The sequence below is a fragment of the Pseudobutyrivibrio sp. LB2011 genome, assembly GCF_000701765.1.
In the GTDB taxonomy this organism is placed as follows: Bacteria; Bacillota; Clostridia; order Lachnospirales; family Lachnospiraceae; genus Pseudobutyrivibrio; species Pseudobutyrivibrio ruminis.
In genome coordinates this window covers 85,414-103,731 of the sequence record NZ_JNJS01000004.1, presented here as the reverse complement: position 1 = coordinate 103,731, position 18,318 = coordinate 85,414, and the positions used below count along the sequence as shown (strand labels likewise).

16 protein-coding genes are annotated in these 18,318 nt (G+C 40.2%); 4 read left to right on the top strand and 12 right to left on the bottom strand.

Features of this window, described 5'->3' with window-relative positions; genetic code table 11:
* Positions 1-103: 103 nt before the first annotated feature.
* Positions 104-1,525 carry a zinc ribbon domain-containing protein gene (locus T375_RS07900; RefSeq protein ID WP_044937051.1) on the bottom strand — a complete coding sequence of 474 codons (1,422 nt, stop codon included), beginning with the start codon at positions 1,523-1,525 and terminating at the stop codon, positions 104-106.
* Between the two features lie 234 nt (positions 1,526-1,759).
* Between T375_RS07900 and mscL the strand changes: the two genes are divergently transcribed.
* A complete protein-coding gene (mscL, locus tag T375_RS07895) occupies positions 1,760-2,206 on the top strand; it encodes a large conductance mechanosensitive channel protein MscL (RefSeq protein ID WP_044937048.1) in 447 nt (148 codons plus the stop codon).
* Between the two features lie 25 nt (positions 2,207-2,231).
* On the opposite strand, the gene T375_RS07890 is transcribed toward mscL, so the two are convergent.
* On the bottom strand, positions 2,232-3,959 hold the full coding sequence (locus T375_RS07890) for a GGDEF and EAL domain-containing protein (RefSeq protein ID WP_049960351.1): 1,728 nt from the start codon (positions 3,957-3,959) through the stop codon (positions 2,232-2,234).
* A gap of 203 nt (positions 3,960-4,162) precedes the next feature.
* Here T375_RS07890 and T375_RS07885 point away from each other — a divergent pair, with 203 nt between their 5' ends.
* Together T375_RS07885 and T375_RS07880 are read left to right on the top strand one after the other, a co-directional pair.
* Positions 4,163-4,522, top strand: a complete 360-nt coding sequence (locus tag T375_RS07885) for a CidA/LrgA family protein (protein ID WP_044937045.1) — start codon at positions 4,163-4,165, stop codon at positions 4,520-4,522.
* Positions 4,522-5,214: an LrgB family protein gene (locus T375_RS07880; RefSeq protein ID WP_044937042.1), complete on the top strand. Its 693-nt coding sequence runs from the start codon at positions 4,522-4,524 to the stop codon at positions 5,212-5,214. The genes T375_RS07885 and T375_RS07880 overlap by 1 nt, the downstream gene beginning before the upstream one ends.
* 72 nt (positions 5,215-5,286) lie before the next feature.
* On the opposite strand, the gene T375_RS07875 is transcribed toward T375_RS07880, so the two are convergent.
* From T375_RS07875 to asnS, 7 genes are all read right to left on the bottom strand, one after another.
* On the bottom strand, positions 5,287-6,384 hold the full coding sequence (locus tag T375_RS07875) for an acyltransferase family protein (RefSeq protein ID WP_044937039.1): 1,098 nt from the start codon (positions 6,382-6,384) through the stop codon (positions 5,287-5,289).
* 147 nt (positions 6,385-6,531) lie between these two features.
* Entirely contained in the window at positions 6,532-7,920 is a 1,389-nt protein-coding gene (rlmD, locus tag T375_RS07870) for a 23S rRNA (uracil(1939)-C(5))-methyltransferase RlmD (RefSeq protein WP_044937036.1), read from the bottom strand.
* Positions 7,917-10,238 carry an ATP-dependent helicase gene (locus T375_RS07865; protein ID WP_044937033.1) on the bottom strand — a complete coding sequence of 774 codons (2,322 nt, stop codon included), beginning with the start codon at positions 10,236-10,238 and terminating at the stop codon, positions 7,917-7,919. The genes rlmD and T375_RS07865 overlap by 4 nt, the downstream gene beginning before the upstream one ends.
* Positions 10,239-10,334: 96 nt before the next feature.
* A complete protein-coding gene (locus tag T375_RS07860; RefSeq protein ID WP_044937030.1) occupies positions 10,335-10,961 on the bottom strand; it encodes a DUF1836 domain-containing protein in 627 nt (208 codons plus the stop codon).
* A gap of 120 nt (positions 10,962-11,081) precedes the next feature.
* A complete protein-coding gene (locus T375_RS07855; RefSeq protein ID WP_033153343.1) occupies positions 11,082-11,369 on the bottom strand; it encodes a YerC/YecD family TrpR-related protein in 288 nt (95 codons plus the stop codon).
* A gap of 221 nt (positions 11,370-11,590) precedes the next feature.
* The gene (gene asnA / locus T375_RS07850) at positions 11,591-12,601 is read right to left on the bottom strand and encodes an aspartate--ammonia ligase (RefSeq protein ID WP_044937027.1); all 1,011 of its coding nucleotides are present in this window, start codon (positions 12,599-12,601) and stop codon (positions 11,591-11,593) included.
* 123 nt (positions 12,602-12,724) lie between these two features.
* On the bottom strand, positions 12,725-14,125 hold the full coding sequence (asnS, locus tag T375_RS07845) for an asparagine--tRNA ligase (RefSeq protein ID WP_033153339.1): 1,401 nt from the start codon (positions 14,123-14,125) through the stop codon (positions 12,725-12,727).
* A 358-nt stretch (positions 14,126-14,483) separates the two neighbouring features.
* On the opposite strand from asnS, the gene T375_RS07840 reads away from it, so the two are divergent.
* A complete protein-coding gene (locus T375_RS07840; RefSeq protein WP_044937024.1) occupies positions 14,484-15,707 on the top strand; it encodes a DUF4317 domain-containing protein in 1,224 nt (407 codons plus the stop codon).
* On the opposite strand, the gene T375_RS07835 is transcribed toward T375_RS07840, so the two are convergent.
* Genes T375_RS07835 through rdgB form a run of 3 tightly spaced genes read right to left on the bottom strand, consistent with a single transcriptional unit; the run spans position 15,704 to position 18,306 of the window.
* Positions 15,704-17,221 carry an ASKHA domain-containing protein gene (locus tag T375_RS07835; RefSeq protein WP_044937020.1) on the bottom strand — a complete coding sequence of 506 codons (1,518 nt, stop codon included), beginning with the start codon at positions 17,219-17,221 and terminating at the stop codon, positions 15,704-15,706. The genes T375_RS07840 and T375_RS07835 overlap by 4 nt on opposite strands.
* Entirely contained in the window at positions 17,211-17,714 is a 504-nt protein-coding gene (locus T375_RS07830; RefSeq protein ID WP_044937016.1) for a metallophosphoesterase family protein, read from the bottom strand. Before T375_RS07830 ends, T375_RS07835 begins: the two co-directional genes overlap by 11 nt.
* The gene (gene rdgB / locus T375_RS07825) at positions 17,695-18,306 is read right to left on the bottom strand and encodes an RdgB/HAM1 family non-canonical purine NTP pyrophosphatase (protein WP_081822007.1); all 612 of its coding nucleotides are present in this window, start codon (positions 18,304-18,306) and stop codon (positions 17,695-17,697) included. Before rdgB ends, T375_RS07830 begins: the two co-directional genes overlap by 20 nt.
* Between the last annotated feature and the right edge of the window lie 12 nt (positions 18,307-18,318).

Below are 18,318 nucleotides of genomic sequence, written 5' to 3'. Positions count from 1 at the left end.
TCCTGATTTAATAATTCGATTATTCTATTATAATCGAAACCAGCATAAAAAAAAACCTCTCACACGCCTGTGTGAGAAGTCTTTCTTTGTTAGTTAAACTGGCTTATAAAGCCTCACCGAATGTGTTTGAAGTAACCAATCCATAGTACTTTACATACCAGTCAATTGCCTCTTCGATTTCTGCTTTACAATCGGCTTCTTTTTCATATCCATAGTAATTAAACTTTTTGTCAAACTTTGTTTCGTATTGTACTGTTGTGGTTGTTGTACCAAGAATCTTTTCGTAACCACATTCACCCTTTTCATTGATGCTTACATTGTTGATTTCAACATATGTATAGAATGTAAATGAATCAGTATCTAATGAATCTGAATCAGAAAGCATCACTGAGCACTCAAAGACAGCAATTACTTCATTTCCTTCAGAGTAATCTGCTTCCTGGAGAAGGTATGAGCCTAAGTACTTAATACTCTGCATTTCCTCCATTGAACTGAGACGAGAAACATCAGTAATCTTCTTTTCGCAATCTTCGATTACAGAACTCATGCTCTCCTCAGTAATCTCTGTAGAATCCTTAAGAAGATGACCAAGGCCCTCTACCTTGTAATCCTTTGTAACTGCAGTAGGAACCATTCCATATTTCTCTGCACACATTTCAGCAAGCTCATCCTCGCTGTATGATGGTGCGTATGTTACGGTAATGATATCTCCCTCTGATAAGTAGTAGCTCTGGCTTGATGAATATGAGAAGTCGTTATAAACTGCATCTTCCTTAACTACCTTGATAGATGCCTTACCATCACCTTCAATACCTGTATAAGAAATTTCGATTCCATCGAATGGATCGAACTCTTTAAGTTCTTCAAGCTTTTCTACTGTGTATGAAGTATCCTCGTACTCAACCTTTACGCCATATTTCTTTTCGATTGAATCAGCCTTAATCTTCCAAGAAACAGTTACCTCATCTCCGTTTGAAAGCTTTTTCTCTGGGTCAACATCATAACTGATTTTCTTTCCAACAGCCTCTTCCATATAGTCTGCAGGGCCATAGTGTGAAGTGAATGACTTCTTCACCTTTGATTTATCTTCAAATCTAGATTTGTTATATAAATCTTCCCAGAATGACTCATCAATTGTAACTGTTGCTTTACCCATAGAATCATATCCTGTGAATTCTACAGTCATGTAATCATTTACATTGATTGTCTTTGAACGATGCAAAACAAACACTGCTGCTACAGCTGCTGCAACCACTAGAACTGCAATAATAATCCAAACAAAAATTGGTGGCTTTTTACTTCCGTCTTCATTATTTGCCTTGGCAGCTTTCTTGGCAGCCTTAGCTGCTCTCTTTTCAGCCTTCTTTGCTTCCTTGGCAGCCTTTTTTGCAGCTTTCACATCCACCTGCTGTGGAATAGGCTGTGGCTGTGGTGCTGGCTGCTCAGCTTCTGGTGCTGGCGCACCGCAACCTGTACAGAACTTTGCACCAGGCATAATTTCTTTACCGCATTTTACACAAAACATTTAGATTAATCCTCCCTCTAAATCTGTTCGCAATTAGTATATTATGATTTTGCCAAATATTAAGTATAAAATCAATACTTATTTTTCAATTTTTTATATTTTTACAATTTGAACTAATTTTTATTGGTTTATCTAGATATTATTGGTTAAGATTATTGCTAATATTCTTTTAAATCGGTAAAATAAATATGATAAAAATATATTTCACACTTTTTATTAATAGGGAGGTAATCTATGAGCAAAAAGAATGGTTTTATTTCTGAATTTAAAGAATTTATTCTTCGTGGAAATGTAATGGACATGGCTGTCGGTGTCATCGTAGGTGGTGCTTTCACAGCTATCGTAACTTCCCTTAACGAAGATATCCTCACTCCAATCCTTGGTATTTTTGGAGGAACAGATTTTTCTGAATTAAAAGTTACTCTTGGAACTGGAGAGGCCGCACCTGTTCTTACATATGGTAATTTTATTACAGCAATTATCAATTTCCTTATTACTGCTCTTGTAATCTTCTGCATTATCAAGGGTATCAACAGAGGGACAGAAAGAGCCGCTGCTCTTTTAAAGAAAAATAAAGAAGAGGCTGAAGCAGCAGAGCCAACCGAGAAGGATTGCCCATATTGCTACAGTAAGATTCATATCAAGGCAACTCGTTGCCCACATTGTACAGCTCAGCTTTAATATTGATTAAAAATTGCAGTGGGAATTATTCTTCCCACTGCATTCCTTTTTCATACATTCTATCCAACAGCTCATTAAGAGGCATAGGTTTTCCGAAGTAGAAGCCTTGAGCCCTTTCACAACCAACTTCCTTAAGGAAATCATAATGTTCCTTAGTCTCAACGCCTTCACATAGAGGAGATGCACCCAACTGATTTGCGGTCTTTATAATATAACTCATTAAAGTTTTAGTCTTTGGATTTTTATCTGCGCTTCGCAGGAATACCATATCAAGCTTAAGTACATCAAATTGATAATCCGCCAATGTGGTCAATGAAGAATAGCCACTGCCAAAATCATCAATCCATATCTCGTAGCCCGCCTCGCGAATTCTGCCTACCTCTTCTTTGATTAGTCCAGTATTATCTGTAAAAGCACTTTCTGTGATTTCCACATCTATCATGTTTCTTGGTACTTCGTATATTTCACAAAAATCTGAAAGAAGCTTATATACATTACAAATCTCAAAATCCAGCCTTGAAATATTTACTGATATTGGAACCAAAGATTCTCCCTCATCAGCAAGCTTTCTATAATCCTGACAAACTTTTTTTACTACGAATTCATCTACAAGATGAATTAAATGAAAATGCTCCAATGTTTCAATAAAGTATCCTGGAGGAAGCATTCCATTTTCAGGATCCACCCATCTTACAAGAGCTTCATATCCACATATCTTTCCTGTGCTGACTCTTATAATTGGCTGATAGAATACCTTTATATAGTCCTTTGCAATGGCCTCATCAATATGGTCAACAACAAACTGCTGACGGCGCAGGCCATCACGAATAATATCATCATAAACACAATAGTTTATATCATGTCGACTTTTTATACTATTGCAGGCAAGTCTTGCATGGTCGCATGCTAATCCAACTTCTGCACGGCGGTCTTCCATGAAATATATACCTGCTTTTATTTTTACTTTTTTATTTACATCATCTGTGAGAAGCATCTTGCGATATACTTCTTCTACGCATTCGATAACTTCTTCCTTTGGTGCTGTACAGTATACTACAAAGTGATCATCTGAAAATCTTGCTACAGTACCACCATAGAAAACATCGCTTATAGTCCGACCAAACTCACACAAAAGCTCATCGCCCATTTTAAAGCCATGACGCTCATTGTAGAGCTTGAAGTTTGGAATATCAAAATGGACAAAGGACGCAACTTGTCTGCGTGACTCTGGAGCTGTCAAAAGCATCTGAACTTTATTATAGAAATAAGCCATATTTAATAAGCCTGTAAGCTCATCTGTTTCTCTATTTGATGACAGCACCTCTGCCTCAGCATAGGAATTACTTGTGGTGTTCAAGTATTCATTTTGATCAACGTCAACTATGAATACAGAATAGTAGCTCTTTCCATCGCCACTGTGAAGAAGATGCCCAAAATCTTCAATATAGCGTAAGTCACCTTGCTTGGTAATTATTCTATATCGCACATAATCATGTCTTTTATCTGCATAGATGGTCTGGGCCTCGATTTGATTCTCGATTTTATATAAATCATCTGGGTGAACCATGCCTTTAAAATTACCACCAACCAGTTCCATAAAATCATCAAAACTATCACAACCAAATAGTCGTACAACATTTGGCTCAGCAAATACTATATTTTCATCACCGCCTGCTTCATATACAAAAAATCCGCCAGGAAGTCCCTTTGGAATTTTTCCAGACATCATGGTGTCGTAGTATTCTTCTCTCATTCTTACCCCCAAAGTATGCAAAATAAAGATAGTTTACCAGTTTACTTACATATCCTTTTTTGATTCTACTATACAATTGTGTCTAAAAAATGGAGATTTCCGACTATTATGTTCTTTATGTGAATTAATATACACCCCCTTGTTTCTTTCAAAACATAGAGTATAATGTGTAAGAACTTTTAAGTTATATTGAGGTAATACCAATGAAATTTTTAAAACAATTCTTAATCATTCTTGCAGTTTCACTTCTTGGAGAGATTTGCAAAGCAGTTCTCCCACTTCCTATACCTGCAAGCATTTATGGCATGGTCTTTATGTTTATTTTTCTTCTCACAGGAATTCTCAAGCTTGACCAGGTTAAAGAATCTGGAAAATTCCTGATTGAAATTATGCCTGTAATGTTTATCCCAGCAGGAGTTGGTCTTATGTCATCTTGGAATGTACTTAAGCCTGTTCTCGTACCAGTTTCAGTAATTACTGTTATCACAATCTTTACAGTAATGGCTGCTACAGGATTAGTTTCACAGGGAATTATTCGTATGGGAAAGAAGGAGGAAGCATAATGACAGAATTTATGGCAACCAGTGCATACGCTGGAGTAACAATCAGCCTTGTTTCTTACGGATTAGGCGCATGGTTAAAGAAGAAATTTGGATTTGGATTCTTTAATCCTCTTCTGATATCTATCATATTTACAATCATTTTCTTATGTACATGTGGCATCAACTACGAAACATACAATGAAGGAGCCAAGTATTTAAGCTGGCTTTTAACACCTTCAACAGTATGCCTTGCTATTCCACTATATGAAGAATTTGAGCTTCTCAAGAAGAATGCCAAGGCCGTAATTCTTGGAATAACAGCCGGTGTTCTTACTAGCCTTGTCACAGTATTTGTATTAGCAAAGCTTATGGGACTTTCCCATGAGAACTACGTTACACTTCTTCCAAAATCAATCACCACTGCTATCGGCATGGGTGTTTCAGAAGAGCTTGGTGGATATGTAACAATCACCGTTGCAGTAATTGTTATCACCGGAGTAATCGGAAATATTCTTGGAGAATTCATTTGCAAGCTATTTAGAATCCACGAGCCAATCTCTAAAGGATTAGCACTTGGTACTGCAGCCCATGCAATCGGTACTGCAAAAGCTATGGAAATCGGTGAAATCGAAGGCGCTATGAGTTCTCTTTCAATCGCCGTTGCCGGCATCCTTACAGTTGTGTTTGCCACTGTATTTGCTGGATTAATTTAATGTTTGAATCAAAAAAGCTTCCAAACTTTCAAGTTCGGAAGCTGATTTTATACTATATTTAGTTCCTATATCCTATCGATTTTTGCCAAGGAGCCTTGATTTATTATTTTTTCTTATTCCCAGAACACACCACCTTATGAAAGGTATGCGGCTCATGATTTCATTCAGAAGGTAGGAGCCTGCGAATGCTGCTATTGCAACCAACAGGTATACGATGACAGGGGCAAGGAACGGACATAATGTATGCAGATACCATCCACTGACCGCTATCATCAGATAATGGAATACGTAGAGGCCCCATGATTTTCGGCACATCCACTTTGAGAAAGCATTCTCAAAATTCCCCCATTTTTTCATGAAGGCAAGTATACCGAGAGTTCCAAACCATGCGTATACATTGCACATGATTGTATCCAGAACCACATGATCAGGATAAGACTGACCTATATATAAAATCACGAAAGCTATGCAGGATGCGAGGGCAAGGACGCTCAATAACAGCCAACTTTTGCCAAGTCGATCCATCACGACCTCATGGGACAGTACAAAGTAGCCGATCAAAAAACCCAGTCCGTAGATACCGAATCTGTACACCACTATTATCGGTGTGTTAAGTATCTGCGCCGCTCCGAATACGGGTATGACAAGAAGTATAAGTATCAAAAGATTGGCTTTGCCGCAGACATTATAGAATCTGTCTTTTTCAATCCTTCTGATCAGTACCAGCATCAGGCTAAAGAGCCATAGCATCTGTATGTACCACAGAGGGCCTGAGCCGCTGACTGCCATTATGAGAAAAAGGATTGGCCCCGGTACATTGCCCATGGAATCAAATGCACCGGAAATCAGCATATTGTAGTAACCAAGAACCCAGCCGAAAACCAGAAGACCGATTGTTGATGGAACAAGATATTTTCTCGTCCTTACTCTGATGAATTCTTTTTCTGTTCTTTTAGTTAGTTCATAGCGGGCTGACATGCCTGATACCACAAACAGAAGTAACATGAACCAAGGATATACAATGTACTGATATGTATCCTGTGGCTGATGTTTACTGAAAGGTCCGATGATGCCATGTTGTGTTACACCGTTGAATATGTAAATTACATGATAGATGACTACCAGCACTACTGTTATCCAACGAATATTATCCAAGTATACCTTCCTCATATTTCTCCCCCCCTTTGCCAAATATTTTAACATTTTTCTCAATCATAAAAAAGAAAGCTCCACTTGTCTACCAAGCGAAGCTTACATATTTTGCTATTTTTATTAAATTTGGTTGCGAGCACATAGTTTTATATGATCATCTGGTTTTTACTGGGACAGAAGAGCGACAGTCTCCACATGATAAGTTCCAGGGAACATATCAACGCAGGCAAGACGTGTTACTTTGTATCCGCGGGCCAAGAATACCTCTAGGTCACGGGCAAGGCTTGTAGGCTTGCATGAGATGTAAACAAGGCTGTCTACACCGTAGTCGATGATTTTATCGAGAGCCTTTGGATGGATACCATCACGAGGTGGATCCAGGATGATGTAGTCTGGCTTTTCTGTGATGTCATCAAGAACCTTCAGTACATCGCCTGCGATGAAATCGCAATTATCAAGGTTATTGAGCTTTGCGTTTTCCTTGGCAGCCTCAACTGCCTCTGCGATGATTTCTACTCCAGTTACATGCTTAGCTGCAGGTGCGATAACCTGAGCGATGGTGCCTGTACCTGAATAAAGATCGTAAACCTCTGCTCCATCAGCGCCTGTAGATATAAAATCACGAGCTGTGCTGTAAAGCACCTCTGCTCCCAGTGAATTTGTCTGGAAGAATGAAAATGGTGTGATGGTAAATGAAAGTCCAAGTAACTCCTCCTTGAACCAGCTCTGGCCATAAAGGATTTCCGTGCCTTCATCTGCAACTACATCTGCTTCTCTATCATTCTTTGTGTGAAGGATTCCAGCGATTTTACCGTCCCACTCAGTGCAACTTACAAGAGCGTCCTTCCAGCCTGCTAAAAGAGCAATCTCGTAGAGAGATGATATCTGTGTGCTTGTAACTAAGTCTATGAGGATTTCACCTGTTTTGGCTGCCTTACGGACAAGCAAATGGCGAAGATAACCCTCATGTGTGTTCTTGCGATAGTATGGCTGTCCTGCCTTTGTAAAATACTCAAGAGTCATTGTAAGGACGCGACGCATATCTGCATCGATAATCTGACATCCATCTACTGTGACAACATCATAAAAGCTGCCCTTTTTGTGCATACCAAGAGTAAGTGGGCCATCCTTTACCTCGTCTCCAAATGAGAACTCCATTTTGTTGCGGTATTCAAACTGCTTTGGGCTGGATTTGATGCCTTCGTATGTGGATGTCCAAACATCCTCGCCAATAACTGGTGCCATCAAATCGTGAATCATGCCCTCTTTAATTGAAAGCTGATTTTCATATGAAAGTGACTGATAGGTACAGCCGCCACACTTGCCAAAGTGAACACATGCTGGTGTGTCCATTTCAAGTGGTGATGGTGCATCCACTGAAAGAAGATTTCCCTGTGCCTTTTCCTTTGAGGATTTCTTTACACGAACTGACACAGTCTGGCCAGGCAACACACCCTTCACTCTGAGCTTGTCACCCTCTGCAGTCTCCATTATTCCTTTGTTTGGAAAAGATACTTTTACAACCTTTCCCTGTACTATTTCTCCACGTTTCATACTTTCTTTAATTTTGCAAAGGATGCAAACATTTTCTTGATGCCTACGCCATCGAAGTCGACTGTAACCTCGTAGTCACGGCCTTCATCGATGATATCCTTTACTGTACCTTCCTTAAATTTGATATGGCTTACTCTATCGCCTATGCCATAATCCAATGTAGTCTTTTCGATTTTAGTGCCATTTTTATTGGCAACAGCTGTGGTAGAGCTTCCTACCGTATATACGTTAGAACTGTATGTATTTCTAACTGATTCGTTTCTAGAGCCATAGCTTGTAGCTATAGTAGGTCCCTTGCCTGTAGGACGCTGATATACTGAATACTCTCCGATTGGAGTGCTAGAGTAGTCATCCATTGGCTTTGGCTCCCAAAGGTTGCCCTTAACAAGTTCATCAGGGATTTCCTTAACGAATCTGGAAATCTTGTGGAACTGGGTCTCACCACGAATCATACGCATGCGAGCGCTTGTCATTGTAAGATGCTCCTTGGCACGTGTGATACCTACGTATGCCAAACGGCGCTCTTCCTCAAGCTCAGAATCAGCTCCACCACCGTCAAATATAGCTGCCTGCCCTGGGAATAAACCATCCTCCATGCCGGCCATGTATACGTATGGAAACTCCAATCCCTTTGCTCCATGAAGAGTCATAAGTACAACGTAGTTGTCGCTCTCCTCGTAGCTATCTATATCTGCAACAAGGGCTACATCCTCCAAGAATCCAGAAAGTGAAGGCTCCTCGCCATCATCCCTGGCATCCTTTTCGTATGCAACTGCCTTTGTAAGTAACTCGTCGATATTTTCAATACGAGCCTTTGCCTCGTCTGTACCCTCTGCCTTAAGCTCTGCAACATAGTCTGTCTGATCAAGGATTTCCTCTACCAATGCAGATACTGATTCCTCAACAGCGATTCTTTTAAGCTTTTCAATAAGATCTGTGAAGCCCTTTATTTTGCTGGCAGCTTTTCCAATAGATGGAATATCGTTTGCATGTAAAAGTGCTTCGTAGAAATTCAAACCATGCTCCCTAGCATAATCTGAAACCTTTGTGATAGTGGTAGCACCAATTCCTCGTTTTGGAATATTGATAATACGCTGAACTGCAATATCGTCATTACCATTATCTACTGTCTTTAAATAGGCAAGAACATCCTTGATTTCCTTACGGCTGTAGAAGTTTACACCACCAACGATTTTGTATGGGATGCCCTCGTAAATCATTTTTTCTTCTATAAGACGTGACTGGGCATTGGTACGATAAAGCACGGCACAATCACGATAATCAGCCTCACCTCTGCGTACAACTGAGCCAATATTGCTAGCGATGTAGCTGGCTTCTTCATATGCACTGTCAAACTGCTGGAACTGGATTTTGTCTCCATCCTCAGCCTCTGTCCAGAGAGCCTTTTCCTTTCGGCCTTCATTGTTAGCAATGACCGCATTAGCGGCATTCAAAATATTTCCAGTGCTTCGATAGTTCTGCTCCAATTTGATAACATGAGCGCTTGGGAAGTGCTGCTCAAAGTTCAAAATATTATAAATATCTGCACCACGGAACTTGTAGATAGACTGGTCGTCATCACCAACTACACAAAGATTCTGCTGGCCGCCAATAAGAAGACGGACCAACTCGAACTGAGCTGCATTGGTATCCTGATACTCGTCCACCATGATGTATTTGAATTTGTCATTATAATATGCACGAACATCCCCATCCAAACGGAGAAGCTCTACTGTCTTCATAATCAAATCGTCGAAATCGAATGCATTGTTTTGACGAAGACGAGCCTGATACTCACGATAAACTGTGGCCTGACGAGACATATTGAAATCTCCCATGGCTCGGTTAGTGAATTCCTCTGGAGTGATAAGCTTGTTTTTAGCATCGGAAATTACATTTAAAAATGTGCGTTCCTTAAACTGCTTTGTATCAATCTGGAGATACTTGCATACTTCCTTCATCAAAGTCTTGCAATCGTCTGTGTCGTAAATGGTGAAATTGCTAGTGTATCCCTGGCCAAGATTCTCGCAGAACCTGCGGAGGATACGAACACAGCTGGCATGAAAAGTGGCAACCCAAACACCGTCTGAACCGAAGCCAACGATATTATCAATACGCTCCCTCATTTCCCTTGCAGCTTTATTTGTAAATGTGATAGCCATGATGTTGTATGGCATCACACCCTGCTCTATTAAATAAGCAACGCGGTGTGTAAGCACTCTTGTCTTGCCTGAACCAGCGCCAGCCAAAATAAGAACAGGGCCATTGATAGTCTCAACGCCCTCACGCTGCTTGTCGTTTAACATACTTAAATCCATAACATAAAATATCCTTTATTGCATGATATATTTTCGAAAATTTGTTCTGATTTATTCTATCACATCAGAACTATTCTAGCTATAAAATCCCAAAGATTACATTGGATTTTCTTGAGAACTTTCTTCCTTTGCCTGTGGCTTGTCCTCTCTTTGAGCCAAGTACTGCTCTATCATCATCTTCTTAACAAACACATCGAAAGCCAACTCGCAAATAAAGGTGAATTCCTGTAATTCTGCGCGAGATTCTTCGTCCTGATCAGCAAAGGCTTGTTTACTGATGTTGTATTTGCGGATAATATCCTTTGTAACATCGGAAGCAACCTTGCTTTCGTAGCCTACCATAGCTGAATAAATATCGTAGAAACCAAGTCCTTCCTTGGAACCAAAATAGCGAGTGTTGATAGGGTCCAGGATGTTCTTAATCTCCTTCATAGATAGAAAGTTTTTAAGATAATAAATGAAAATCAGATTCAGCATGTGATCCCTTGAATACTTCTTTTTCTCAGGCGAAGGCAAAATCTGATTCTTGGTATAGTTGTTAATCATGGTTTTAGTCATAGCTTTGTCTTCTGTTGCCTCGCGAACAGTACCAAGCTCCTGATCCAGGAAAGTAAGCACCTGATCCATGTATAAATCTATATTAGGTATATCCTCTGGATGAACATAATCGATTTCTGCCAGCTGATGTAATATTTCGTTAAGTCTTTTTCTAGAATTGTCCATTTCCAATACTCCTATATTTTTCATCACATAGTTTCAAAAACTACATAATATAATACCATAGTTGCAACACAAAAAAAATGAGCTAGGAATAAATCCTAGCTCATCTAATAAATAATAACTCTACTGACCAATTCTTTTAAGTACTAAATCATATCCGTCATTACCATAATTAAGCGCACGATTAACACGGCTGATAGTTGCAGAACTAGCACCCGTTTCGTCAGCGATATCCTGATATGTTCTTTCCTCTCTGAGCATCTTAGCAACCTCGAAGCGCTGCTTCATTGCTACCATCTCATTTACAGTACATAAATCTTCAAAAAATTCGTATGCTTCTTCAACTGTCTCTAGGCTAAGTATAGCACGAAGAAGCTCATCCATTTCTGCTGTTTCAAGTTTTTTATTCATTTTTATAACTACTCCTGTAAAATCCCCGCCTATAAAACTAAAATTATTACACTATTACTGTAGCACACTAAAGTCTTAAAGTAAAGGGTTACATAAAAAATATTATTATCGCAAAAAATCGGCCCCCATTACCTGAGAGCCGAAGTATATTCTACGATATTTTTTTGTAATTGTAAAGGATTTTGTTTGCCACGGAAAGACACTCTTGAGAAATTTTCCGTCTACAGAATAACAACACCCTTGTCACTAGCATATTTTACGTCCTCTTCAGGCCAGAATGAACACTGTACCTCGCCGATGTGACACTTGCGTAAGAAGAACATACAGATACGGCTCTGGCCGATACCACCACCGATTGTATATGGAAGCTTCTTCTCTAAAATTGCCTTCTGGAATGGAAGACTTGCTCTGTCTGTGCAACCAGACTTTTCAAGCTGACTCTTAAGACTATCTTCGTCTACTCTGATACCCATTGATGAAAGCTCAAGTGAAATGTCATCAACTGGATAGTAAACGATGATATCTCCGTTAAGCTGCCAATCATCGTAATCAGGAGCACGACCGTCGTGCTTCTCCCCCGACTTAAGTAAATCACCAATCTTCATAAGGAAGATTGCACCGTATTCCTTGGCTGCTTCGTACTCACGCTGGCTAGGAGTAAGATTTGGCCATCTATCCTCTAGCTCCTGAGTAGTGATAAAATGAATCTCCTCAGGCAAGATGCACTGAACATAATCATAAGAATTAGCAATGTATTTCTCAGTCACACGAAGAGCTGCATATACGCTCTTAACATATTTCTTAAGAGTCTCTTCAGTACGAGCAGATTTCTCTATGATGCACTCCCAATCCCACTGGTCTACATAAATAGAGTGAATGTTGTCAGTATCTTCATCCCTGCGGATAGCATTCATATCAGTGTAAAGGCCTTCACCGACATTAAAGCCGTATCTACCAAGTGCCATTCTCTTCCATTTAGCAAGTGAATGAACAACTTCAACTTCTTTGTCTCCCTGCTCCTTTACGCCGAAAGCAACTGGGCGCTCCACGCCATTAAGATTATCGTTAAGTCCTGACTCTGGCTCAACAAAAAGTGGAGCTGTTACACGGTGTAAATTAAGCTCTGCTGTAAGCTGTGCCTGGAAGAAGTCCTTCACCTTCTTAATAGCTATCTGTGTCTCTTTGAGGTCCAACGCTGACGCATAACCCTCAGGAATGTAAATCTTGCTCATATTCTCCTCCTAGTCATAATCCGCCCGTTACGTCCACAAGCATTAGTATTTCTCCGCTCGACTACATGTCTCGCTTGAGAAATCTAATAGCTTGTTCACTACGGGCTCATCTATCAGTACAAATTAAAGGTCACAGTTACCAACAGTACGTGGGAATGGGATAACGTCGCGGATGTTACCCATGCCTGTGAGATACATTACGCAGCGCTCGAAGCCGAGTCCAAAGCCGGCGTGGCGAGAGCTACCGTATTTACGAAGGTCAAGGTAGAACTGGTAATCTTCTTCCTTGAGGCCACATTCCTGCATTCTCTTAAGAAGTACATCGTAGTCGTCCTCACGCTGAGAACCACCGATGATTTCTCCGATGCCTGGAACGAGGCAATCCATAGCTGCAACTGTCTTGCCGTCTTCGTTGAGCTTCATATAGAAAGCCTTGATTTCCTTTGGATAATCTGTAACGAATACTGGCTTACCAAAAATCTTTTCTGTGAGGTATCTCTCGTGCTCTGTCTGTAAATCACAGCCCCAAGATACCTTGTAATCGAATTCATCGTTGTGCTTTTCAAGCTCTGCAACTGCATCTGTGTATGTGATGCGGCCGAAATCAGAATTAGCAACATGATGAAGTCTATCAAGAAGTCCCTTGTCGATGAAGTTGTTGAAGAACTCCATCTCCTCTGGAGCATGCTCAAGAACGTAGTTGATAACGTACTTTAACATATCCTCTGCAAGAATCATGTCATCCTCAAGATCTGCAAATGAAATCTCTGGCTCAATCATCCAGAACTCTGCTGCATGACGAGTTGTGTTTGAGTTCTCTGCACGGAATGTAGGTCCAAATGTGTAGATGTTCTTGAATGCCTGAGCATATGTCTCACCATTTAACTGACCTGAAACTGTAAGGTTTGTAGCGTGGCCAAAGAAATCCTGTGAGAAATCCACCTTGCCATCCTCTGTCTTAGGGATGTTGTTAAGGTCCATTGTTGTAACCTGGAACATCTCACCAGCACCTTCGCAGTCAGAACCTGTGATAAGTGGTGTATGTACATATACGAAATCACGCTCCTGGAAGAACTTGTGAATAGCATATGCGCAAAGAGAACGAACTCTGAATACAGCCTGGAATGTGTTTGTACGTGGACGAAGATGTGTCTGTGTACGAAGGTATTCCATTGTGTGTCTCTTTGGCTGAATTGGATAATCTGGTGTAGACTTTCCTTCGATATCAACCTTTGTTGCCTGAATCTCAAATGGCTGCTTTGCCTCTGGTGTAACAACTACAGTACCTGTAACGTATACTGCTGCACCAACATTTAAATGACAAACCTCATCGAAGTTGTCGATTTTGTCCTGATTAAATACAACCTGTACTGGGTTGAAGAATGTACCATCAGCAAGTACTAAGAAACCGAATGTCTTTGAGTCACGCATGTTGCGTACCCATCCAGCTACTGTTACTTCCTTGCCATCGTAGTCTTTAAAATTTCTTGAAAGTGTTCTTACGTCTGTTGTTTTAACGCTCATATTCTTTCTCCTTAAAACTTAATACTTTTTGGCATTAAATAAGCCCCATCAAACTTGCGCTTGATGAGGCTGTCTAATTCTTACTTATTGAAACAATCTTCAAATCTCATCAACACAATAAAATTAAATCCCCTGATTATTATTCACGGAATTATTATTGTTATTATTATTGTTGTTGATTACAAATGAACGTGACATAATTGTTCCCCTTTATTGTGTTAAAGTATAGTTATTTGACAATTCAATGTCAACCCCTATATGGCAAAAGGTACTTCAAATCAAAAACGTCAAGTCTTGCTATCTAATTTTTTGAAACATATAATAGAGTCGTTACATTAAAGACAGGAGTTAGAGTTAAATGAATAAAAAAGAAGTAAATGAAATAAAGCGCCGTTTTAAGAAGGATGCATGTAACTTCGATAAAATGGTTGGTTGCTATGTAGATGCAAACAAAGAAATGGTTCTTACTTTTAAGGAGACATTCCTTAATCTTGAGGATGAGGAGTTTCATAAGTACCTTGAAATTGCCAACAAAGCAATGTCTGGTACAATCGGAAACAATCTTTTAGAGCTTCCATTTGATCCAGAATCAGAAATCGAAGGAAGCGGTCACGATTTACTTATGAGACTTCGTGAATCACGTCTTCAGGATGAGAAGCTTCTCATTGAATACTACAATCGCATCATTGAATCATACGATTTTGTTGGAAACTTCTTAATCCTTTTATATCACGACACATACGATATTCCTGTAAAGACATCAGACGATTTAAAGCTTGATGAATCAGAGGAAGTTTATGACTATATCATCTGCGCTATCTGCCCTGTTCAGCTTTCTAAACCAGGCCTTGGATATCGTGAGCAGGAAAACCGCATCGGTGCAAGAGACCGTGACTGGGTTGTTGGTCCTGTTGATACAGCATTTACATTCCCATGCTTTACAGAGCGTACTACTGACTTACATGCATGCTTAGCATACACAAAGAACACAAAGGAGCCTCATGTAGAGTTCTGGGAAAACTGCATCGGCTGTGGCACCAAAAAAACTTCTACTCAGAAGAAGAACGCATTCGACAACATGCTTAACCAGGTTCTTGGTGAGGAAACAGAAGATACAATCGAGACAAAGCTTGATATTCAGCAGAATCTTTCTGATTTCATCACTGTTGAAACAGAACGTCTCGGCCCTGAAGAGCCAATCATTCTTGAGGCACAGGACGTTGCAAACATCCTCACAGATTCTGGTCTTTCAGATATGAAGGTTGAAAAGGTTCAGGCTAATTTCGAGAACTATTTTGAGGAGGCTCTTCCACTTGCAGAAGAAATCCTTGATGAAAAAGCTCTTAAGAATAACGAGCTGCGTGTAGAAAAAAATGTTCTTAAGGAAAGAGTTGTAGATCTTACAAAGCAGCTTAAAGAAGTTAGCGGCGTAACAGCAGATGGTAAAGAAGCTGATATCGTTGTTAAGGTTTCAGAAACAAAGGCTGCTGATGTTACAACAGCCTATGTAGATGGCAAAAAATGTCTTTGCGTACCTATTGATCCTGAAGACCTTTTAATGCTCAATGGCGAACAGCTTTAATTAAGCATTAGATTTTCTAAAAAAAGTTTTTCGAATCCAGGGTTGTCATTTAAAATGACCACCTTGGATTTTTCTTTTATCTCGTTAAGAATATCTTCATCCCCGTTAAGGATATATTCTATTCCACCAAGCAATGCAGTATTTCCCACAGATTCATATTTGGATGCCAATTCCCTTGGAATCAATCCAATATCTGCAGCCGACCATACACTCGCAGATGCACCAAGGCCTCCTGCCACATATAAATGGTCGATATCCTCCATAGTCAAACCAGCCTCCTGCACTAAAAGCTGAATAGCAGAATGAACTGCTGATTTGGCAAGCAGCACCTGCTGAATATCCTCTCCAGTAATTGACACACCATCAGCCACAGGATATCCGCTTTCGCAGTACTCATCCAACAGTAAACCACCATTGTCTATTATCTTATTTCGATGAAGCTCATGAACAAGGTCGATAATACCGCTACCGCAAATTCCTATAGGCTGCTCTCCGCCTATGGTTGTGTATGTGCATTTACCTTTATTGATGCTCAGATGATTGATGGCACCACGAACAGATGCCACACCACAGCTAAGTGATGCGCCTTCAAGAGCAGGGCCTGCCGATGCAGATGAACACCAATAGTTTTCTCCATCAAATAATACAAGCTCAGCATTTGTTCCCAAATCTACAAGTAGGAATTTATCCTGTGCTTTATTATTCTTCTTTGCTTGCATTGCCAAATAAAACAATCCTGAAACAATATCTCCACCAACAAAAGCACTTATCGACGGCATAAAGAAAATATTACGACCTTTTTCCACAAAACTAACACTATCAAGTGTGTATGGAATAAATGGATACTGGGCCAGGCCATCAACAGTGTATCCCAGGAGCAAATGTGTCATAACGGTATTTCCACAGAAAACAACCTTGTGCATCAGGAAATCTTCGCCAAGGATCTTGTTTCCTAAATCAGTCAAATCCTTGCGAATACAATTCTTTAAATCTTCTCCATGACCTTCCATGGCAGCCTTTACTCTGCTCATAACATCAGCACCAAATTTAGCCTGAGAATTTGTACAGTTACGTTGACGCAGAATTTTACCTGTGGATAAGTCAATGATAGCAGTAGCAAGAGTAGTTGTGCCTACATCCACTGCAATACCAATATTGTTCTTATCAATAGCTTCATCTTCTGCAACTTCGTCTGCAAGAACTGATGTAATTTCACCTGCTAATGATGCTGGGACCTGAATTTTGCAGTCCTTTGTGATAACACACTTACAGCCAACTCTCCAGCCGGCTCTCATATCCGAAAAATCCAGAGCCTTTTCATCTGCAGAGGTCATCTGTGGTGCGCCATAAAGAAATTGAATGTTACAACTCAGACATTTGCCTATTCCACCGCATGGGCGATAAAAGCTCAGTCCAAGCTGCTCCATTGCGTCTACGAACTTGATGGGTTCGTCTGACATCAAGATATGCTCTTTTTGTGGAGTTTCTCCATCAATGATAATCTTAATTTCCATGTGTTCTATCGTATTCCTCTAATGAATGTAAGTTCATAGTAAACTCACCATCATTATCCACCATAATTGTCATATAAGTGTGTTCACGACTATTTTGTCTTGGGAATGCAATACTGCCAGGATTTGCTATAATCAAATCCTCGTAATGGTCGATTGTTGGTACATGGGTATGGCCATAAAGTACTACATCACAGCCCTTATTTCTGGCAGCCTCAGCTATTCTTTCGTAGCCATAATTTACACCGTAATAATGTCCGTGAGTAAGCATAATCACATGCTTTCCTACCTCAAGTACAACTTCATTTGGGAGATTTGTCCCCCAATCACAATTTCCACAGACACATTCTGCTGGAGCTTCCGACATCATCCAAAGATTGTCCTCCACCCCCTGCCCATCACCCAGGTGATAGATTCTGTCTGGATTTTCTATGTGAATGGCATCACGAAGATTTTCAGATCTGCCATGTGTATCACTAACAACTAATATTTTCATGCTTATAAATAACTTCCTTTATCATTCTAAGAGCCTGGCCCCTGTGGCTTATAGCATTTTTATCATCTGGTGAAAGGCTTGCTGTACTAACATCCTTGTCCCAAAGATAAAAAATTGGATCGTAACCAAAGCCGTTTGTGCCCATTGGCTCCCAACCAATGTAGCCCTCGATTGTGCCACGAACAACTGCATCCTCTCCATCAGGGAAAACTGCTGAAACTGCGCACACGAATCTAGCGCTTCTATCCTGTTTTTCCACTCCATCAAGGCGCTCTATAAGATTTGCATTCTTAATATCGTAAGATGTATCCTCACCCATATATCTGGCAGAATAAATACCTGGCTCCTTGTTAAGCGCATCGATTTCCAGACCGCTATCATCAGCAAGTACAATTGCATCCTTCGCCACTGCTGCAATTGCTCTAGATTTGATTAAGGAATTTTCCTCAAATGTGGCACCGTCCTCCACGATATCAATATCAATGCCAGCTTCTTTCATTGAAAGAATCTCGAAATCCTCCTCTCCAAGAATCTCGCGAATCTCTCGCATTTTGTTGGTATTGCCAGTTGCAAAAATCACTTTTCTTTTCACTACAATTATTCC